The 20,666-nt window shown below is 48.7% G+C and carries 10 protein-coding genes; 4 read left to right on the forward strand and 6 right to left on the reverse strand.

Features of this window, described 5'->3' with window-relative positions; all coding sequences use genetic code 11:
- Positions 1 to 60 precede the first annotated feature (60 nt).
- On the reverse strand, positions 61 to 1,623 hold the full coding sequence (locus BUB37_RS09380) for a RagB/SusD family nutrient uptake outer membrane protein (protein WP_072992226.1): 1,563 nt from the start codon (positions 1,621 to 1,623) through the stop codon (positions 61 to 63).
- A 17-nt stretch (positions 1,624 to 1,640) separates the two neighbouring features.
- Positions 1,641 to 4,727, reverse strand: coding sequence for a SusC/RagA family TonB-linked outer membrane protein (locus BUB37_RS09385; RefSeq protein WP_244526782.1), 3,087 nt, complete (start codon positions 4,725 to 4,727; stop codon positions 1,641 to 1,643).
- Between the two features lie 318 nt (positions 4,728 to 5,045).
- On the opposite strand from BUB37_RS09385, the gene BUB37_RS09390 reads away from it, so the two are divergent.
- The 4 genes from BUB37_RS09390 to BUB37_RS09405 all read left to right on the forward strand — a co-directional run bounded on the left by BUB37_RS09390 (position 5,046) and on the right by BUB37_RS09405 (position 12,773).
- Complete coding sequence (locus BUB37_RS09390) at positions 5,046 to 8,123, forward strand: SusC/RagA family TonB-linked outer membrane protein (protein WP_072992229.1); 3,078 nt, start codon at positions 5,046 to 5,048, stop codon at positions 8,121 to 8,123.
- Between the two features lie 55 nt (positions 8,124 to 8,178).
- Complete coding sequence (locus BUB37_RS09395) at positions 8,179 to 9,945, forward strand: RagB/SusD family nutrient uptake outer membrane protein (protein ID WP_072992232.1); 1,767 nt, start codon at positions 8,179 to 8,181, stop codon at positions 9,943 to 9,945.
- Between the two features lie 56 nt (positions 9,946 to 10,001).
- Complete coding sequence (locus tag BUB37_RS09400; RefSeq protein WP_072992235.1) at positions 10,002 to 11,615, forward strand: hypothetical protein; 1,614 nt, start codon at positions 10,002 to 10,004, stop codon at positions 11,613 to 11,615.
- Between the two features lie 87 nt (positions 11,616 to 11,702).
- Positions 11,703 to 12,773, forward strand: coding sequence for a family 16 glycosylhydrolase (locus tag BUB37_RS09405; RefSeq protein WP_072992239.1), 1,071 nt, complete (start codon positions 11,703 to 11,705; stop codon positions 12,771 to 12,773).
- A gap of 141 nt (positions 12,774 to 12,914) precedes the next feature.
- Here BUB37_RS09405 and BUB37_RS09410 read toward each other — a convergent pair whose 3' ends face one another.
- The 4 genes from BUB37_RS09410 to BUB37_RS09425 all read right to left on the reverse strand — a co-directional run bounded on the left by BUB37_RS09410 (position 12,915) and on the right by BUB37_RS09425 (position 20,636).
- Positions 12,915 to 14,702, reverse strand: coding sequence for an arylsulfatase (locus BUB37_RS09410; RefSeq protein ID WP_094766665.1), 1,788 nt, complete (start codon positions 14,700 to 14,702; stop codon positions 12,915 to 12,917).
- Positions 14,686 to 16,245 carry an alpha-L-fucosidase gene (locus BUB37_RS09415; protein WP_072992245.1) on the reverse strand — a complete coding sequence of 520 codons (1,560 nt, stop codon included), beginning with the start codon at positions 16,243 to 16,245 and terminating at the stop codon, positions 14,686 to 14,688. Before BUB37_RS09415 ends, BUB37_RS09410 begins: the two co-directional genes overlap by 17 nt.
- Before the next feature lie 138 nt (positions 16,246 to 16,383).
- Entirely contained in the window at positions 16,384 to 17,634 is a 1,251-nt protein-coding gene (locus tag BUB37_RS09420) for a family 16 glycosylhydrolase (protein WP_072992248.1), read from the reverse strand.
- An 86-nt stretch (positions 17,635 to 17,720) separates the two neighbouring features.
- On the reverse strand, positions 17,721 to 20,636 hold the full coding sequence (locus BUB37_RS09425; RefSeq protein ID WP_094766635.1) for a glycoside hydrolase family 2 protein: 2,916 nt from the start codon (positions 20,634 to 20,636) through the stop codon (positions 17,721 to 17,723).
- Positions 20,637 to 20,666 lie beyond the last annotated feature (30 nt).

The raw sequence follows: 20,666 nt of genomic DNA on the forward strand, positions 1-20,666 counted from the left end.
CCAACACAAAAAAAAATTGGCGGCCTAAGGCCGCCAATTTCATACTAAAAAACTAAACTATCAATATCCGGGATTCTGCACAAAGTTGGGATTCCCGTCGATTTCGTTTTGGGGAATGGCAATGTATTCCCTCCCTGGCTTATAGGCGCTGGTCCCTGCACTTTCAGATTTCAATTCGGGATGGTTCACGATGCGCTCGACCACCTTGCCCCAACGCAAAAGGTCGAAGTAACGGGTACGCTCAAAGGTAAGCTCCTTGACCCGCTCATCTTCGATATCCTGCATGGTTATACTTGTAAACAAAGGCATATCGGCCCTAGCGCGTACCTGGTTGATCGCATCGACCGCGGCAGGTGTCGAACCATTGAGCATAAACTCGGCCTCGGCGAACATCAAAAGAACATCGGCATACCTTAAAATTCTCAGATTATTGCCCGAGCCGTACCAACCTAGCTCTTGTGATTGGGCAAACCCGTTATATTCCCAGTCCAAATACTTATTGGCGAAGATCTGTGTACCATCTTCAGAAAAGGCCTCGGCATAGCTTTGATTACCATAGGTCCTTGATTTTAAATACCTGCCCCGATATTCGGTAGAATCGTTCGAGTTAAAAAACAAGGTAGCGAAGGCCCTAGGGTCAATTTCCCCATTGACCGTGGTCTCATCCTTATACAGATCCAAAACCCAATCGTTCACCCGAAAGCCATCTTGGTTGGTAAATACCGGAGGTGGGGCCAAGTCAGCTTGAAAGGCAGCTCCCTTACCTAACCCGGGAGCATCCCCTCCCCATCCGGAGTTACCATCGGCAATCAACTGAATTTCAAATAAGGATTCGGCGTTGTTCTCGTAAGCTTCGGTAAAGTTATGGGTGTAATCCTCCATCAATTGGTAGCGACCGTCCATCACCTTTTCAAATTCGGCCTTGGCCTCGGCGTATTTCTGTTGGTATAGGAATACTTTTCCCAACATTCCCGTAGCCGCCCCACTGGTAACCCTTCCGACATTGTCTTCCGACCAAGAATCGGGCAATAAGGACTGGGCCTGCTTAAGGTCGGCCTCTATCTGGGCCCAAACATCGGCCGGATCGGCCTGCTCGATCAAATTGGGTTGTTCTATTTCTGATATCGGTGTGGTGATCAAGGGTACGTTGAGCCAGTTGTTGACCAAATTGAAATAGTTGAACGCCCTGATAAAATAGGCTTCGCCAAGGATATTGTCCCTATAATCGGCATCCATTTCGACGTCGGGAACATTGGCCAAGACCTCGTTGGCCCTGGTAACACATTGATACATCGCACTCCATACCCAAAAGGTGGCATTGCTCTCGGAGGTACCGTTAAAATAACCTACGGCCGTTCTTTCCGAGGTATTGAACCCGTTTACTACATCGTCGCGGTAATCGGAGGTAAAGATCTCGAACCTCGTGTAGTACCATATATTGGTAAACGGACTATACGCTCCCATGATTCCCTTTTCCGCATCGTCCTCATTTCTCCAGAAGGAATTTGGGGTAATTACATTCGGGTTGGTCTGATCGAGAATCTCATCGCTACAGCCGATTGCGTAGAACAACATGCCGATAAAGACGATCAACACCCACTTTGATATTTTTATTTTGTACATAGCTTAACTTTTTTTGTTTAAAATGATACTTGCAACCCTAATCTAAACTCCCTAGGTGTAGGGTAGGTACCTTCGTCGACCCCTGAGTTGAAAATACTGTTGTTTCCAGAGGCCCCCCTACCGTTTCTACCCACCTCTGGGTAGTAACCCGTATAATCGGTAATGGTAAACAGGTTGGTGGCCGAAACATACAGCCTCAATTTTTTGATCTTCATTTTGTCGAGTACCCCGTCATTGAACGAATACCCCAATTGGGCATTGCGAAGCCTGAAGTAATCACCGGGCTCCAAATAAAATGTAGACATTCGTCTGTTGAACCCTAGGTCGGCCTTGGTATTCTTAGGGATATTGGATGAAGTATTGGTCGGGGACCATGCGTTCAAGGCATCCGCAAAATAGTTCCCTTCCAAATCAAAGTAGCCTCTGTACTTGGTACCGTTGAGGATCTCGTTGCCCGCGACACCGTTAAAAAAGAGGTTCAGGTCGAACTTTTTGTATTCGGCCGATATGTTAAGGCCGTATTCCAGGTCGGGCGTAGGGTTTCCGATATAGGTGCGATCATCATCGTCAATATCGCCATCGCCGTCCAAATCCCTGAACTTAAAGTCCCCCGCACTCGGATTACCTACTTGGTCATTGGCGGCGGTCGCCTCGGCATCGGTTTGGTAGATCCCATCCACGATATAACCATAAAAGGAAGAAATCGGGTGACCTACGTCGGTTCGGGTACTGTTGATGGTGTTGGACGTAAAGGAGCCCTGGATGATCGGGGAAGCATCGCCCAATGCAGTGACCTCATTGTCAAGAAGCGAGAAATTGGCCGAAATTCCCAATATAAAATCGTCCGACAGCTGTTCCCTGTAGTCCGCTAAAAACTCAAAGCCCTTGTTCTCAATACTGGCCGTATTAAAGGGGACCTCATTGCCAAATCCGGTATACAACGGCAACCTAAGGCCTACCAAGACGTCTTCCGATTTTTTGACAAAGTAATCCATGGTAAACCTCAATCTATTGTCCAGAATACCAAGTTCCATACCGATATCGGTGGTCTTTGTGGTCTCCCAGGTAATATTCGGATTCACTCCCTGTGTGATGGAATAACCGCTAACCCTGGTCTGTGCTTCCCCCAGGATGTACTCACTGTACAGGTTCAGAGAGGGATCGATGGCATAGGCCGCGACATTGTTCGAACCTATTTCCCCGTAGCTGGCCCGTAACTTTAAATCGGAAATCAGGGAAACATTTTCCATAAATTTCTCGTTGCTTACATTCCACCCCAAGGCCATGGATGGGAAGGTACCCCAACGCAAATCTTCGGTAAACAACGAGGAACCGTCCCTACGTACCGTCGCGGTAAGGAGGTAACGGTCATCGAACACATAGTTCAACCGGGCAAAATAAGATTGGATCGTTGAAGTGATGTCCTGCGAGGGCACATTTTGGATTTCTTCCGCCGCTGATGCCACCCGAATGTCATTGGAGGGGAATCCCCGGGCTATTACCCCCAAGGACCTTGAATTGGTCTCCTGCTCGGTATATCCCCCAAGCAGGTTGATGGAGTGCTTGCCGAACACTTTCTGGTAGTTCAAGGTATTTTCCAACAACCACGACTGGTAGGTGGTATTGGTTTCCTTCAATTCCGCCATACCGCTTGACACCCCGGTGGCCAAGAAAACGGGATGGTTGGGCGTAAAGGTGTAATTGTTGTTGTTGTAATATTCAAGTCCCAGATTCAATTTATAGGTCAGGCCATCCACAATTTCGTATGAGGGAGACAGGTTTCCCAAAAAGGTATTTCTGGTAACCGTACGGTCTTCCAAGGCGGCCATACCCAATTCGTTATAAATCGACGTTTGCCCATAGAACGCACCGGTTGCCCCCGCAACACCTCTTTCCTCCATATCCGACGCGCTCCAATCGCCGTTGGCGTCCTTTAACCTGATGGTCGGCAAAATATTTCGCTCCTTATTAAAGTAAGGGTTGGGGTTATTGACGGTCCGTGTCAGCCCCAAGGTCGTTTCGAGCTTGAACCTGTTTTTTGTAAAACTACCGTTGGCCCTTGTGGTATACCTTTTAAAATCGGAGTATTTTACGATACCATCTTGGTCAAAATAGTTCATCGAAAGGCTGAAGAGGGTGTTCTCCCCTCCTCCGGCCAACCTCACATTGGTGTTTTGGACGGCGGCCGACCTCAGCGATTCCTTGTACAGGTCGCTCGAATAAGAAGGATCGAACTGGGTGTCGTTGGCCGGTTTTCGCGAAGAACCGTCGTTGTCATCGGCCCTGTTCGCAATTTCGGCATATTGGCTTGCATCGGCCCAATCCAAGTTATTGATCACGCTCTGAAAACCATAGCTTGTATCGAAATCCACTGAAAGTCCGCCCTGCTTTCCTTTTTTGGTCGTAATGATAACAACCCCGTTGGCGGCCCTTGACCCGTAAATGGCACTGGCAGAGGCATCCTTTAAGACGGATATGGATTCGATATCCGATGGGTTAAGCGAACCCATGCCCCCTGTCAACATCCCATCGATTACATACAAGGGTCCGGCATCGGACAAGGTTCCCGTACCCCTTATGGCAATGACCGCACTCGAACCGGGCGAGCCGCCTTGCGACTGTACACTTACCCCGGCCATTCGACCTTGTAGGGCCTGCGATGCATCGCTATAAGTGTACTTTTCGATGTCCTTCGACGCCACTTGCGCCACCGAGCCGGTCAGATCACTTTTCTTTTGGGTTCCGTACCCGATAACAACTACTTCCTCCAATTGACTGGCATCTTCTTCCAATGCCACATCCACTACCGATTTTCCGCTAACCGGTACTTCGACCGTCTTGAATCCTATATAGCTAATGACCAAGGTAGAATTGGAGGGTACCGACAAGGTATAGTTACCGTCAAAATCGGTTTGTGTTCCGTTCGTAGTTCCCTTGACCAAGACCGAGGCGCCGGGCAAGGGCTCCCCACCGGTGTCGGTCACCGTACCTGTAACAGTTCCATCTTGCGCAAAGGCAGATGTATTGCCCAAACACAGGAAACCAAAGACCAAATAGAGCATCGGCACCTTGCAGAACAACTTCATTCTTTTTGTTAATTTCATATTACGCATAGTTTGTCAGTTGATATTTTGGCTAAAGTAGACCAAGGTTATTGACAACTATGCAACAATTGGCCTCATCACTAGAACATATGTTCAGTAGAGGTATAATTGTCCCTTTAATTTTCCTGTTCCGAATAGCTTTGTTACCTCCCTTTAGGTGCCGTTTTTCCCGAAAACCTAAATACAATGCTATATAAATCAACCCTATAGTTGTTCCCTCCCAGACATTTCAAACCATTTGTATTCCACTCAAAATCATTTGTTACCCAGTCCTTTAACAAAATTTTAAATATTGTGACCGAATAACTAATTTAAACTATGAGACAACAAAAATTTAAACTACGAGCACTATGGTTTGCCCTGTGCCCCTTCTTTTTGGGGGCGGGCATCGCATTAGGACAACAAGTACAGGTATCGGGTACCGTAAGTGACAATCAGGGGCCGCTTCCCGGGGTTTCCGTCATTGTCAAAGGCACCAATAACGGTACGGTAACTGATTTTGACGGGAAGTATTCCATCAAAGCCGAAGCCTCCGGCACCTTAATTTTCAGCTACATCGGTTATAAGACCGAAGAAATCGCCATTGGCGGTAGGCAAACGATCAATTTAAGCCTTGAGGAAAACGTTTCCGCCCTGGAAGAAGTGGTAGTGGTAGGTTACGGGGCACAAAAGAAGAAGGAACTGACCGGAGCCGTTGCCCAGGTAAAATCGGAAGAACTCTTAAAAACATCGACGGCAGATATCGGAACGGCCCTTCAAGGACAAATTGCAGGGGTGAACGTTACCGCGAGTTCGGGGGCGCCGGGTTCCGAGGCCAATGTTATGATCAGGGGGCTTACCTCGATAAATGGGGCCAATAGGCCCTTATACGTCGTGGATGGTGTTCCCTTCGACGGAGACCCCAAACTGAGTATCAACGAAATAGAGACCATCGATGTCTTAAAGGATGGGGCCTCGGCAGCCATCTATGGTACCAGGGGGGCCGCAGGTGTAATATTGATCACCACGAAAAAAGGGAAGGAAGGACAAATGAAAATATCGTTGGACAGCTATTATGGACTTCAACATATTACCTCGGCCACGCCTTTATTGAATGTCGAGGACAAATTGTACACCACCTTCCTGCAAGGTGCGGCCTTGAACAACAGTCGATATGGAAATACATGGACGACCATACAACAGAGTCCGCATCTTTTAACGAACAACACAAACCTCGTAGAGGCCATTGAAAACAACATGGCCCCCACCCAGAACCACAGCCTTACCCTTTCGGGCGGAAGGGATGGCCTGACCTACAGCATCACGGGAAACTATTACGACCAAGAAGGGGTCATCATCAAATCGGGCTATGATCGCTTCAATGTGAGGGCGAACAGTCAATTCGTCAGGGGGAACTGGAACATTTCGACGGGAATTTCCTTTAGGATCGAAGACAGGGAATATGCGCCATGGGGACTATTGCTCAATGCCATCAAATACAATCCCTACCAACCCTACCTAGACCCCGAGGCAAGTGTTATTGAAAATGCCGGGGATGGCACGGATGCCAACAACCTTTCCTATTTGGGCTACCTCTTTCTTCAGGAGGACAACCAAGAGAACAACTACTTTGACGGAAACCTCAACATTACCTATAATTTCACCGACAACCTAAAGATCACTTCCCGGATTGCCTCAAGCTACGACAATGGCACCAGGATTACCATCAACCCAAAATTCGTCGCCTATAGGGACGACGGAAGCCCGGTAACCTCACAAAGGTCAAAAGTGAAAAATTTGAGTTCCCTTGCCAAAAAGTTTACCTGGGAGAACATACTGAATTATCAAAAAAGCTTTGGGGACCATAACATTAACCTCACCGGGGTCTACTCGGCGGAGAAATACTCCTATTCCGAGTTTTTTGCCGAAAAAAGCGATTTGGTCTCCAACGACATTACCGTGCTGAACGGGGCGACCGCCGACCCAAACGTGGGATCGGGCAACAATCCGTGGACGCAAAACAGGGAAAGTACATTGATCGGGATGTTGGCACGGCTTCAATACAATTACAAAGGAAAGTATTTGTTGAGCGGCGCGGTCAGAAGGGACGGATCTTCCCGCTTTAAGGAGGAACCATGGGGGGTATTTCCTTCGCTTTCCGCCGGATGGAACGTTTCTGACGAAAAGTTCTGGAATCCCCTGAAGAACACCGTTTCCTCCTTTAAATTAAGAGGTAGTAGGGGTACTACGGGAAACCAAGGTATTGCCGACTATTCCTTTACCCCCACCATAACCCTTGACAACGACTACGTATTAGGGGCGGGCGATTATCAGAATTTAGTTCTGGGCGCCACACAAACCGGGTTTGCCAACCCCAAAGTGCGCTGGGAAACATCGGTATCGTTGAACGGGGGCTTCGATTTGGGCTTCTTTGATAACAAACTGACCCTCTCGGGGGATATTTACGAAACCAAGAAGCAAGATATGCTCTTTCCTGTTCTATTGCCTCCCTCCGCAGGGGGAGGAAAAGATGCCGAGGTAACCCTAAACGTTGGGGACATGACCAACAAGGGGGTGGAATTTGCCATGAATTACCGCCACTCCGGTGAACTATCGTGGAATGCCGGCCTTACCTATACGCGAAATGAGAATATCATTACCAAAATGAGCCTAAGCAATAAGATTATTTATTTTGACGATAGCAGCATTTCCGGTCATGACAACGATCAAGATTTGGTCTCGGCCATTGCCGAAGGCTATGAAGGAGGTGCCTTTTTCTTGATAGAAACGGATGGTACCATAAAAACCGAGGAGGAACTGGCCAAATACCAAGAGATTGTGCCCGATGCCCAATTGGGAGATTTGAAATACATCGATTATGACAATAACGGAACGATTGACATCAACGACCGCCAGTACATGGGTAGCGGTACCCCGGATTATGAAATGGGACTTAACTTTTCGGCCTATTATAAGAACATCGATTTCTCCATGCAATGGTACGGATCGTTTGGCGCCGAAATCATCAACGGCAACAAGGCCTTGGCCTATAAGGTCGGGAACCATCAAGACCTAGTATACCAATGGACCCCGCAGAACAACACGTCGGACATTCCTGTAAACCGAAATGCCACCCATAACAACTACAGGGGGCAAACCGACTACTGGCTAGAGGATGGCACCTTTGTAAGGCTACGTAACATTTCCTTGGGCTATACCATCCCCAAGGAGTATACAGAAGTCTTGGGCATTGCGAAATTCAGGGTCTATGTAGCCGCCCAAAACCCATTGACCATAACAAAATACGACGGATACGACCCCGAGGTGGGCAACAACGGACTCAGCACACGAGGTATTGACAAAGGAACCTACCCCGTAAGCTCGCAAATACGAACCGGATTGCAAATCGAATTCTAAGATGATCATGATGAAGACGAGACATAGCATACGTACAATTGAAAAAACAAGAGCAATGAAGAAAACGATTACTAAAAAGTTGTGGCTTATTATTGTTCCCATGGCCCTTCTATTGGGCTGTGAGGATGATTTTCTGGAGCAGACCAACCCCAACCAAATATCTACGGACACTTTTTGGGAAGACAACAATGACCTGGAACAAGGTCTCATTGCGGCCTATAAAGGTTTTGCCAATCCTAACGTCATCAAATTGGTAGAGGAACTGGCGCGAACCGATTTGGCCTGGGCCAGTGGGTGGCAGCGCCCCAACAACACCAACCCCTATTACCTGCAGATTTTCAACGACGCTTCTGCCGCGCCCAACGACAAGTGGAGTGCCAACTACACCGCCATTTTCAGGGCCAACCAGGTAATCGAGGCCGCAGAGACCCTTAAGGACACCTATACCACCGACGAGGAAAGGGAAGAAGGCCTGATCATTCTGGCCCAGGCGCGGTTTCTAAGGGGCTATCTTTATTTTAACCTGTACAATTCCTTTAACGAAGGTTCGGTACCCATTTTCGATTTTGTACCGGTCGAGGAGGAGGATTTTTACCAACCTACCGCTCCCGCCGACGATGTGAAAAATTTCTATTTGCAGGACCTTCAATTCGCTGCCGAGAACTTGCCCGCACAATGGGAGGGCCAAGACAAGGGGCGGGTTACCGCCGGGGCTGCCGTAGCCCTTATCGGACAATCCTACCTATATGAAGGTGACTACGAAACGGCCTCGACTTATTTCAAGAGGGTCATCGATGATTTTGGTTACGCGTTGACCCCCAATATCGGAAGTAATTTCACCACTATGGACGAGATGAACGAAGAATCGATTTTGGAGGTAAGCTATTCCCTCGACTATAAGAACGAACTAGGTCCGTGGGACAGTAGGGACGTCGCCAACTCGGCTTACGTTAGACAGTTTACCGGCGGGGACGGTAGATGGTACGGGGCCGTTGCGGCCAATTGGCTTATCCAAAAATACCGACAAGACCCCATTGACTATTCCGACCCCAGAAACAAGGTAGTCGATGAGGATGGAAACGAGGGCTTTAGAAAATTCAGTCTTAGGACATCGTGGTCCATCGCCCTGGTCGACGACGAGGACATGGGCTATTACCTGAGGGAAAAGACGGGACAAGCGGCCCTGTTCAATGTAAAAATGACCGCCTTTTGGCGCAAGCACACCAATTGGGACATTACCCGATCCGAAGAAGAACTGTCCCCTGGCGAAGTCAGGTCCGGAGTAAACGAGCGATTGATCCGATTGGCCGAAATCTACCTGCAGTATGCCGAATGCCAGATCCAATTGGGGAATATCGACGAAGCCCTAATTTATATCAACCGGGTGCGAAGAAGGTCGGGTGTCCAATTGCTGGGGCCCAACGGATCGGGGGAATTCCCCGCCAACGACCACGACAATATTACCTATGACGCCCAAAGCCTAATGGAGCATTTGATGTATACCGAATTGCCCTTGGAGCTTTCGGCGGAAGGCGACGGAAACCGAAACATCGATCTAAGGAGATGGGGCGTAAAGGCCGAAAGGTTCCAAGAACTGGCCCAACGAAGATATACGGCCGACAACTATGAACTGGAGGATGAAGATGGGGAAATGGTAACCCGATGGGGTTCCATCGTAAGGGAGGTCGACCCTAGCGATGAGGCCGTAGACCAAAATTGGAACGAATTCCAATCGGCAGCGGCGAACTACAACCCCGACTTGCACGCCTATTGGCCCATACCCAACTCGGAAACCATTTCGAATCCACAATTGAGCAATTAACTATAAATCCTTCCGATGGCAAGCAATAGTCACGGAAGAAACAAAACTTACATAAAATGAAAAATACAATTCGACTTTTGGCATTGCTGTCCCTTTTATTCATGGGGTGTGACGACAATGAATACGAGCCCCCCTTTGAGCTATCGGACGTGGGCTTTTATACCAGCACGGGTACGGCAGACCAAATATTGGTCAATCTCAACGACTATGTCTCCTTTTCCGACCTTTCACAGGGTGCGGTAACCCATTCTTGGACCATCGAAAAGTCCGATGCCTTCCTCCAAGGTCCTATAGACCGAACGGATACCCTTTTGGAGAGGCATATCATTGAACCGCGAACAAATGTCTCTTACGACAAAACGGTGCATGTACTTTTCCAAACTTCGGGCACGAAAAAAGTAAGGCTCCGCAACACCTTCAATGAAATGGTTACCTTTCGCGGCAACAGGGGCGATGTGGATTACGACATGCCCGCCGTAAAACAAGGGGATGTTTATGTCATCGACACCACGTTTTTGGTCAAGGTCTACCCTAAACTGGTTCCGGTCATTAAAGTTCGGAAGGAAGGGCAAATCGTAGACCATGAGTCCAAGGACACCATCTATATAGAGGCGGGCAGTTCTTTGGAGTTCATTGATTTATCTACCATTGGCGAGCCTACCGGCCGCACGTGGACGATTACCGAGGCCCTTGCACCCGGGGAAGTAGTGGCGGAAAACCCAGTGGTGGGCAGCAGCAACGACTCCGTGGCCAACATAGCCTTCAACCGACTAGGAAGCTTCAGGGCCCATATGAACCTATCCCGTACGGGACAGAATATTCCCGGCGACTATGTCAGCTACACCATGAGCGCACCCATCAAGGTTACGCCTTCGTCCCAACCCTTCGAACTAAGCGGTGAGATCATCGAGCTGGAGGACGAGACCATTCAGGTGCCATTCAATGGCGAATTTGCCGTTTTTGGGGGACAGGAAGAATTTTTCACGGTAACCGTTAACGGTGAAATTTTCGAAATAGCCTCCGTAACGGTCAATGCGAACGATGCCACCAAACTCGATATAAAACTGGTGGAACCCATTTACCGCCCCGATGTGATTACGGTATCCTATGCCGGAGGAAGCATTGAATCGACCGACACCAGGGAAGCGCAGCCCTTTTCCGATGTTCCCGTCGTCATGAGTACGGTCAACTTGGTGCCCGAAGCTATTTCAGGACTTGAAAACGGTTCCGGTAGTTGGACAACTTATTGGAGCAACGCAGGTTCCGTCTCGTATTCGACCGAACAGGCGGCCACCGGTCAGTACAGTTTGAAGTTACAGATCGAGGCCGGACAAGACAATGCGGAAGCTACCGCTTTCTTTGAAGACCCAATACTATTCGAAGAAGGTAAGACCTATATTATATCCTACAAGATGTACATCGAACCCGGGGCCGTGGGATCGGATGGTTCGGCCCATACCGGACTCTTTTTACTTCAAAACTGGGGTTTCCAATTCTGGAACAATTTTGCACATCCTGTTGGTGAATGGACAAGCCACAGCGTCGAATACGAAAGCACCACCCCGCTATCCCAGTTTTATCTTAGGATCATGCCCAACGACGATAAAACCACCAGTATGACCGTGTATTACGACGATTTTTCGATTATCGAAAAAGAGGAAAGACCGTAATCAACCCCAATACAAATACTAAACACAAGCAAGGGAGAATATAAATTATTCTCCCTTTCACTTGTATCTTATTTATAGCAGCGAACTATGACAAATCAAACAAAGATCTTTTTAACCCGCTTGATGGCCCTATTTTTCCTGACGGCCCTCTGCCGTTGTGCCTCCCAAACCGAAATCAAGCAGGGCCAAAATGAAAACCAAGACGATCAGGGGCTTGCGACCGGGAAAACTACCCCCAACACTTGGGACGAACAGGGAATCGCCTCCCCCGATTGGCAAGATATACCCGTTCCCGTTGAATCGGAAGCCGGCGTAGTTTGGCAACTTCAAGACCTTTCCGATGATTTTAACTATGAGGCCAAGGCAGACGACAAGGGCAGGGATTTCTTAAGCAAATGGGATGATTTTTACCATAATCAGTGGGCGGGACCCGGACTGACCGAATGGAGGCGCGACCGGTCTTATGTTACCGATGGCCAACTGCATATGTGGGCCACTAGAAAACCGGGCTCTGACAAAATCAACATGGGATGCATTACTTCAAAAAAAAGGGTTATCTATCCCGTATACATCGAAGCCAGGGCCAAAATAATGAACTCTACCCTAGCCTCCAATGTCTGGCTCTTAAGTCCCGACGACACCCAGGAAATCGACATCGTCGAGGCCTATGGGGCCGATTATTCGGAGAGCGCACAAAAAGACCACTCCTATTTTTCAAAAAAGATCCACATCAGCCATCATGTGTTCATCCGCGACCCCTTTCAAGATTATCAACCCAAGGATGCAGGTTCTTGGTATTCGAACGGGACTACATGGAACCGCGACTATCATAGGTTCGGGGTGTATTGGAAAAACCCTTGGCATTTGGAGTACTATATCGACGGACAGTTGGTGAGAACCGTTTCGGGTAAGGATATGATCGACCCATTTTTTTATACCAACGCCACCCGCCCCGGGGACCCTTCCGTGGATACGCGTACGGGACTCAGTAAGGAGATGGACATCATTATCAATACGGAAGACCAAACTTGGCGCTCTACCCCTGCTTCAGGACTGCAGTCGGAAACCTATACCCCTACCGACAATGAACTTGAAAACATTGAAAACAACACCTTTAAGGTGGACTGGATACGGGTATATAAGCCTGTGGAAAAATAGATCGCCCTTTCCTTTTTTAGGACGCCGTAAGTTTAATCCTTTAGGTTCAACCCCTTTGACCTTTATCACCCGATAAATGACGAATCGGAAAATATATTCTACCAAGTTAAAAATGAATCCATCCCCAAGGTTATCGTGCGATCAATCGCTGTGAAGCTTCTCCAGATAAAGGTAATACACCCCGTATTTTTCGTTTCCCTCCATAAAATCGGCCACCAAAAAGGTCTTTCCTTTGTCCAGCCTCAGTATAAAATCTACAGATTCATCGCCCTTCCCAACAACTTTTTCAAGCATCTGATTGGCAATGGACACCCTTACCTTTTCGGGCGAAATGGCCTTATATTCCAGGGTTGTGTCCGGCAAGGGATCGGGCACGCCCCGAACAGGCCCTGCAATTTCCTTGGGCCAACGCATACACGATATCTTGTACAAGCCCGGCTCAACGACCTCGAGGGCATGGGTGTTGTTCTTGTTCCTTACCCCGGCCGCTACCTGCTGTGTTTTCCAAATACCTACGTCTTCGCCTATGGCATGTTGTATGGTCAATTTTACTACCTTTTGTTCGTCACTTCCGATAACGGTCGTGGGCAGTTCGGAAAACTCCTTCCTTTGGGTCGCCCGGGCATAAAAACGGGCGTTGGCCTGGTTTAATTTTGCAACCCGCTCCCCGTGTATGGCCGCAACATCCCTTTGTTGCAAGGGGTCTTTTTTAATATTGTACAACTTTTCCCCTTGGATCAAGCGCCACTCCCCTTCCAAGACCAGACCGTCCCGCCCTTCTTGCGGAGGTCGCCAGTCTTGACGGTTATGTAAGAACAACTGCCTGTCTATCGTTTCGCCCTTGCCTTTTAAAACGTCCGACAAATCCATCCCGTCCCCTTTAAAATCGTCCCATTCAAGGTTACAAAGCGATGCCAATGTCGGCAGAACATCCACATGTGCGGCCAATTGGTCGATATCTTTCCCTCCCTTAATGTTTCCTTTGGGCCATCGCATAAAGAAGGGCACCCGATGTCCACCTTCGAGTTTCTCGCCTTTGATTCCCCTAAAACCTTTATTATACCCCAATTTCCCGTCCTGGGTATACCCAAAACGGGTCCCGTTATCGCTCATATAAATAACAATGGTATTCCCCGCCAAGCCCTCATTGTCTAAAAACCGGGTAAGCTTCCCAAAATTTTCATCGATATTGGCGATCATGCCGTACAGGTTGGCACTGACAATTTCCTTGCCTTCCAAATGCCTGTAGGGCGCTGCATATTTTTCATCGACGTATAAGGGGTCGTGCGGGGCATTCAGCGGCAGATAGACAAAGAACGGACCTTCTTTTTGTGCCTTGATATAGTCCATGGCCTCCCTAAACCACACATCGGTGCAATAGCCCTCGAATTGTTCAGGCTCGTTGTTTACGTAGTAGACATCGTCGAAGTAATCATTGCCCCAATAATCCGACAGCTCCCCTATTCCGCCCGACAGGTGCTGTATCGCATACTCAAAGCCGGAATCCGTAGGACGGTTCGGGTAATTATCGCCCAAATGCCACTTGCCGAACATGGCCGTTGCATAGCCCTTCCCCTTAAAAATATCCGCAAGGGTCATGGGGTTCGATAGGGCGTCCCTACCCTTAAAGGTGGCCCAAGCGCCGTTATGGATCGGATATTGCCCCGTCATCAGGGCGGCCCTGGTCGGAGTGCACAAGGGGGATACGTGAAAATTGGTAAGCCTGACCGCATCCTTGTAAAAGGCATCTATGTTCGGTGTTTTTAGCCATGGATTGCCATGTGCCCCCAGATCGCCTATACCCTGGTCATCCGTTAAGACCAGAATAACATTGGGCCTTGACTGCCCAAAAACGCCAAAAGGCAGCAGTGCTCCCAAAAGGAACACCCACTGCCCGAAAATCAAAACCGTCTTAGTCCTTATGGGCATCCTCATTGCCACCTATATCATTTTCGGTATACCCTTCCAAGGTAATCTTAAAGGCATGGGCATATGCTGTCGGTAGGGAAGCCGGTTTCTGTATTACCAGTCCCCTCCCATTACGCTCCCATTTGATTTTTTCATCACTGCCCAACAACTCCACTTTTACAATGGCGGAATTTAAGGCTCCGATATCGGTAGACAGGGTTTTCATCACTATCTCCTTGGTGGGGGCATCCAAGACAATGGCATAAAATGTCTTGTCCCCTTTTTTGGTATAGCGAATATCATCTTGCTTATAGGCAATCTTTATCTTTTCGATTTTGTGCCCTCCTTCCGGTAAACGGGTAGGCCCTTCCCCAAAAACGGTCCATGGCCTTGTTCCGTAAATGGCTTCGCCGTTGACATCCAGCCAAGCTCCCATATCGAGCAACAATTGCTTCATTTCCTGTGGGATACTTCCGTCGGGGTTCGGGGGCACGTTCAACAACATCAATCCGTTCTTCGCTACGATATCCACCAAAATATCTATCAATTCGTTTGCGGTCTTGAACTTGGCCCCAGGCCTGTAAAACCAGGCACCTGGGGAGGTATCCGTCAACCAGGCCTTGGCCTTGGGCTGATTGGGCCTTCCCCTTTCGTAATCCTTAATGGCCACATCTTCGTTGAAGGTCGTCTCTTTATAACACACGGCCACTTCCTTGCCCCATTCCAATCCTTTGTTGTAATAGTAGGCCAAAAACTTCAGTCGGTCTTCCTCCGGAAGGTTCTCCAACCACCAATCGAACCAAATGATATCCGGTTGGTATTTGTCGATATACTCCTTGAGCTTGGCCCACCACGATTCCAAAAAATCGGCATCCACCGTCTCCGAATCGATGGGGTGCGGATTGGTGTACAAATCGTAATCCTCCGGATCGATGTTGCCATGGGCATGTGCCGGGGCAAAGTACTTCCAGGTGAAAGCATGGTGAAAGGAGGCGATAAAACGCATTCCCCTATCGGTAACCTCCTTTTTCAACTGGGCCGATGGGTCTATGCCCCCATAGTTCATGGAGTTCCAGCGGGTCGCCTTACTGTCCCACATGGCAAAGTTATCGTGGTGCATGGCCACGGGACCGGCAAACTTGGCTCCCGACTTTTCGAACAAATCGGCCCATTCGGCCGCATCGAACGCCGTAGGGGCAAACTCTTCAATTATCTCGATATAGCCTTTTTTGTGGGGCTTGCCATATTTTTCCCTATGAAGCAAATAGTTGTTGCTGGGGCGGCCTGTCTTTGTCTTTACGATCTTCCCGTCCTCATACATCAGCTTGCCGTGCCACCCCCCGTAATGTTTATTGGGATCTGCCCCTTCAAAAGCGCCCGAGACGGGTCCCCAATGCGCATAAATTCCCAATTTGGCATCCAAGAACCAATCGGGGGTGGGGTTGACCTCCGCCAAGGACTCCCATGTTTCTTGGTATATTTTGTCTTGGGCATAAGTGGACATACCGCTTGAAAGGCAGTATAGAAGGCCAGCAAGCCCTATCGTTTTTATTGGATTTTTCATTTTACGGCCGTTTTATATTTACATTTTCATCGCTGTGCAAGGCACGGTACAAGAATAGGCCTATCCTGTTGATCCGCTTAGCACATATGTCTTATTTTGGGGCATGTATGATTAATCTGGGCCGATTTGGCGTCTATTTCATCTTAAGTAGAGCATCAGGGTGTTAGTATCCAATACTTTTTTGACGCCCTGACCCAAAGGTCTTAATTTGGCGGTAATCCTATACGTGCCGCCTTTTTTTAAAGCCGTTTTTGGATGTAGGTCAAAAGTTAAATGTCCGTAACCGGGCAATACCTCCATGCTTTTTTCCATAAGCTTCTTATTCCCGCCATCCCATAGTTCCATAACCAGCAAACGGTTTTCATTGGCCTTATAACTTAGCGGTATGCCTAGCGCTTTGCTTTTGGGCAGTTCTAGGACGGCCTCATCAAAAATGACCGATTCCGCATACCGTTGTAGTTCCTTTTCGAGGTTTCCATTGGGGTAATTCCCTGCCACATCGACCAATTCATATGCCCTTACCCAATCGTAGTACACCACGTTCTTAGAAGGGTCCGCAAGTTCTTCCTTACCCGGTAGTTCGATCCAAGGGAAGGGGTAGGTCTCTGAGACCAAGCGCATGTACATCGGTTGGTCAAAGGGTTTCTTTTTTATCTTGTCGTAGAAACGTTGGTGCTTAGGTAGACGGTGATTGTAATAAAAACTGGCTTCCGATTCATCTTTCCACCAAGCGCCATAAACATTAAAGTTTTCGGAGGTCAACCGTTCATCCTCAAACCGAACCTGGGGAGCCCGGTAATCGTGTCTTTTTCCCTCACAGTCGTTGTACCAAAAATGTGCGTTGGAATGCATTCCGCTGGCAAAATAACTGCCGTCGAAATCGCCCTCGCGACCGATGGACTCGTGGATATCCAACTCCAACCCATAGGAATCGCATTCATTGGGGCCTTGAAAACTGCCTACCGTTGACAGCCAAAAGGTAGTGCTCATGGTAGTGGCGGCGGCCTTGACCCTACATTCGTAATAACCGAACATGGTCTTCTTTTTAGAGACAACGGCCGCCCCGGCGATATTAAAGGTCTGGTCCTTTCCATAGGCGTGAACGATGGTATCCTTGCCCATATGCTCCCCCTTTAACTGCAGGTAACCATCGGCCACCGAGACCTGGGAGGCCAAAAACAGCCCTGGCGGCCTACCGATCCATGTTGGGTGATGGTCCAACCATTTGGTGGTATCCAGTTCCGTACCATTGAATTCGTCCGAAAAATCCGGGTTCATTACCCAACGCTTCCCCATAGGAGGTTTTGGCGGTCCGTAACTTTTCGATTCTTCCTGGGAATGCCCAAACAAGCCAAAGCAAAGGGCGATCAAAACACTGATTTTCTTCATTTCCAATTTGATTTAAAGCGATATACTTTCGATTTTTTTACCGGTTTTACGACAGGGTCTGAACATTATACGGTTAGGTTTCGGACTCACTTCCACTCTTGGAGTTCAAAACCGTTCAACCATATTCCCTTACCCGAGTTGCCCTTTATATGGACTTCGATCGGGGCGTCCCCTTCCACTTCAAATTCAAGTACATTTTGTCCGGGGGAATCGAACTGCATGTTCTTGCCCTCGGTAACCCGTATGGTCGACGATTTTTCCCCGGAAGACAAGGTCAGTTCCTTCTCATACGGGATGTCCAAAATCCGTATTTTCTTCAACTTGTCCTTGTTCGGATCCATGGTATCCGAATTGCTTTTAGGGGCGTGGTGGTAGGTTTTCAGGCGGTACTTTCCTTTTTTCAAGCCTTTAAATTGCATTTTGATCCCCTTTTCATCAATCCCCAAAACTCCATCCCCATAGACAAAGCCATACTTTCCGATGACGTTCATTTCTCCCAGCCAACGGATGATTCCCTCGCTGCTATTGGGCAATATCCGAACCGAGGCGCCCTTAAAGTTCCTCAGTTGGTAGCTTGTATTGTCATCATCCCTGCCCAGCCAAAAATTCCAGCCAAACTGCACCAATTGATCTTCGGCTCCGAGGTCTACCCGTTCTTTGGCAAAGTCGTAAATGGGCTTGGCGTTTTTACGTATGATGTCGGGTCGGTATGCAACCAGCTGTACTTTTTGAGTGTCGGATCTCAGGCCCTTGGCCGATGCCTTTACCCTCACTTCCCCGACAGTGGTACCGGCTTTTATCAATGCGGGAGCCACCCCGTATTCGGTAAACATGGGATTGGCGTTTATATCGGCCTTGTCCCCGATCACCGAGGCATCACCTTGGACGGAAAACGTAACCTTTCCCTTAAAATCCTGTACGGGCGTGCCGTTTTTGTCGACCACGGTGGCATAAGCCATTAGGATATCGGAACCATCGGCCACGAATTGCCTGCCTTCCGTATCCAATCGAAGCTGAACGGCATGGGGTTTCCCCGGGGTTTGCCTTGTGGCCCTTACCGTGCTACCGTCCGCATAAATACCCTTGGCGACCAGCTTCCCTTCTTCAAACTTCAAGTCTTTAAAGACAAAAGGGGCATGGTGCAAACCTTGGTAAATGGAATCCCTGCTCGGTTTTTCCCTTGCTACCGTCCGGCCGTTGACCGACAGCTCTACTTCGGGGGCATTGCTATACACGGTAATGGAATCTTGTCCCTTTTTCCAATCCTCGACAATATAAATGTAGGGCTTGTTTAAAAGTTCGGCCTTATACCAGTTCATCTGGGGGCGCGGATACCTGAAAATGGTCATCGCACCACTACGGGTGCGGTCAACGGGATCCTTGGCCTTGTCATGTGTGGGATGAAAGGTATAATAGGCATGCGCCGTCCATGAGATGAGTCCGGTCATCAATACATCCTTTCTATACATACCCAAGGATTCAGGGCCCCAATGTCCTTCCATGGCGAACATAGGCTCCGACCTGTCCCAAACAAAAGGCCCGTAAAGCATATTGGCATTGATATCGGCCAAACCGGAAGCTTGCCAACCGGTCCACCGAGCTCCCTGCGAGGCCGTCAACCGGGTCGGGTCTTCCTGTTTTGCAACATTATGGACCCGGGGCACATATCCCCTATGGTTTATACCTCCTCCCCAAATGACTACCGACGGGTGGTTTTTGTGGTTGCGGATCATAGCGCGTTCGGCCTTCTCAAAATTGTCCCACCATTCCGGCTCATTGCTCATCGAAATCCAGGAAGGCGCTTCCTCGTATACTAAAATGCCCAGTTCGTCGCAGGCCTCCAAAAGGGAGTTGTCTTGCGGATAGTGGGCCGTACGCACAATATTGAACCCGAACTCCTTAAACTGCAGCATATCCTTGTAATGCAGGGAATTGGGGACCGCATCCCCGACATAAGGATATTGCTGATGCCGATTAAAGCCGATGAGTTTTATAGGTTTTCCGTTTAAAACGAAGCCTTTTTCCGGATCTAACACAAACTTTCGAATCCCCAGTTTGTTTTCGACGGCATCAACGGACGTACCGTTGACCACGACCTCCGAATTGACCCGGTACAGGTAAGGGTCGTCGACGTCCCAAAAATGCACATCGTCCTCTAGGCTTGTGATCTGGTCGAACAAGGCCCTTGCCCCTTCGGCGATACGTTTCTCTTGAAGCAGCTTGGCCACTACAATTCCATCGGCATCGATAATTCTCGTAACCACTTGGGCGGTAACGGGCGAGGTTCCCGTATTTTTCACCTCTGTGCGTATGTTGATCGTGGCATTTTTATTCACGACATCCACCGTAGGCGTCGTAAGGGTCACCCCCGCTTCCTTTCCTTCCCAATTAAAGCCAATATGTACGGGGTCTTTTTCCACCAGATAAACATCCCGGTACAGACCGCTAAATTTCACATAATCGAAAGGTCCCGGATCGGGCGGTGTAACCCTGCTTCTTCTGTTATCGGCCTTTATGGTTATCTGGTTGACCTGCCCCTTGTCTACGTAATCGGTAATATCAAAATCAAAGGGCGTATAGCCCCCCGTAGCGTGCTGGCCCACATGTTTTCCGTTGACCCAGACATCGGTGATTTGATGCACGCCTTCGAATTCCAGGAATACTTTTTTTTGGTTTTGGGGCACCTCTATGGCCTTGCGGTACCAACCGACCTTTCGATGAAATTTCAGCTGCACCTTGTCGTCCTGCAATCCGTCCAAGGCCAAGGAGGTCAATGACAGGGTGTGCGGTACATTTACCGACTCCCATTTGGAATCGTCGAAGTCTTTGGCGTAATAATTCGCATCGGGATCCCCCAAATGGAATTTCCACCCCTGGTTCAGGCTTGTTTTTGTTCTATGGGTATTGGGAAAACCAAAGGGCAATTGTGCCCTTATCGCTTGAAAACAGGGCACAAGGGCTGTAAAAAGCAGGCAACATGTTAGTTTTTTTGCTCGTTTCATTGTTCGGTATTTTGGTCTCGATATTTTCTT

The organism is Pseudozobellia thermophila (genome assembly GCF_900141855.1).
Taxonomy (GTDB): Bacteria; Bacteroidota; Bacteroidia; order Flavobacteriales; family Flavobacteriaceae; genus Pseudozobellia; species Pseudozobellia thermophila.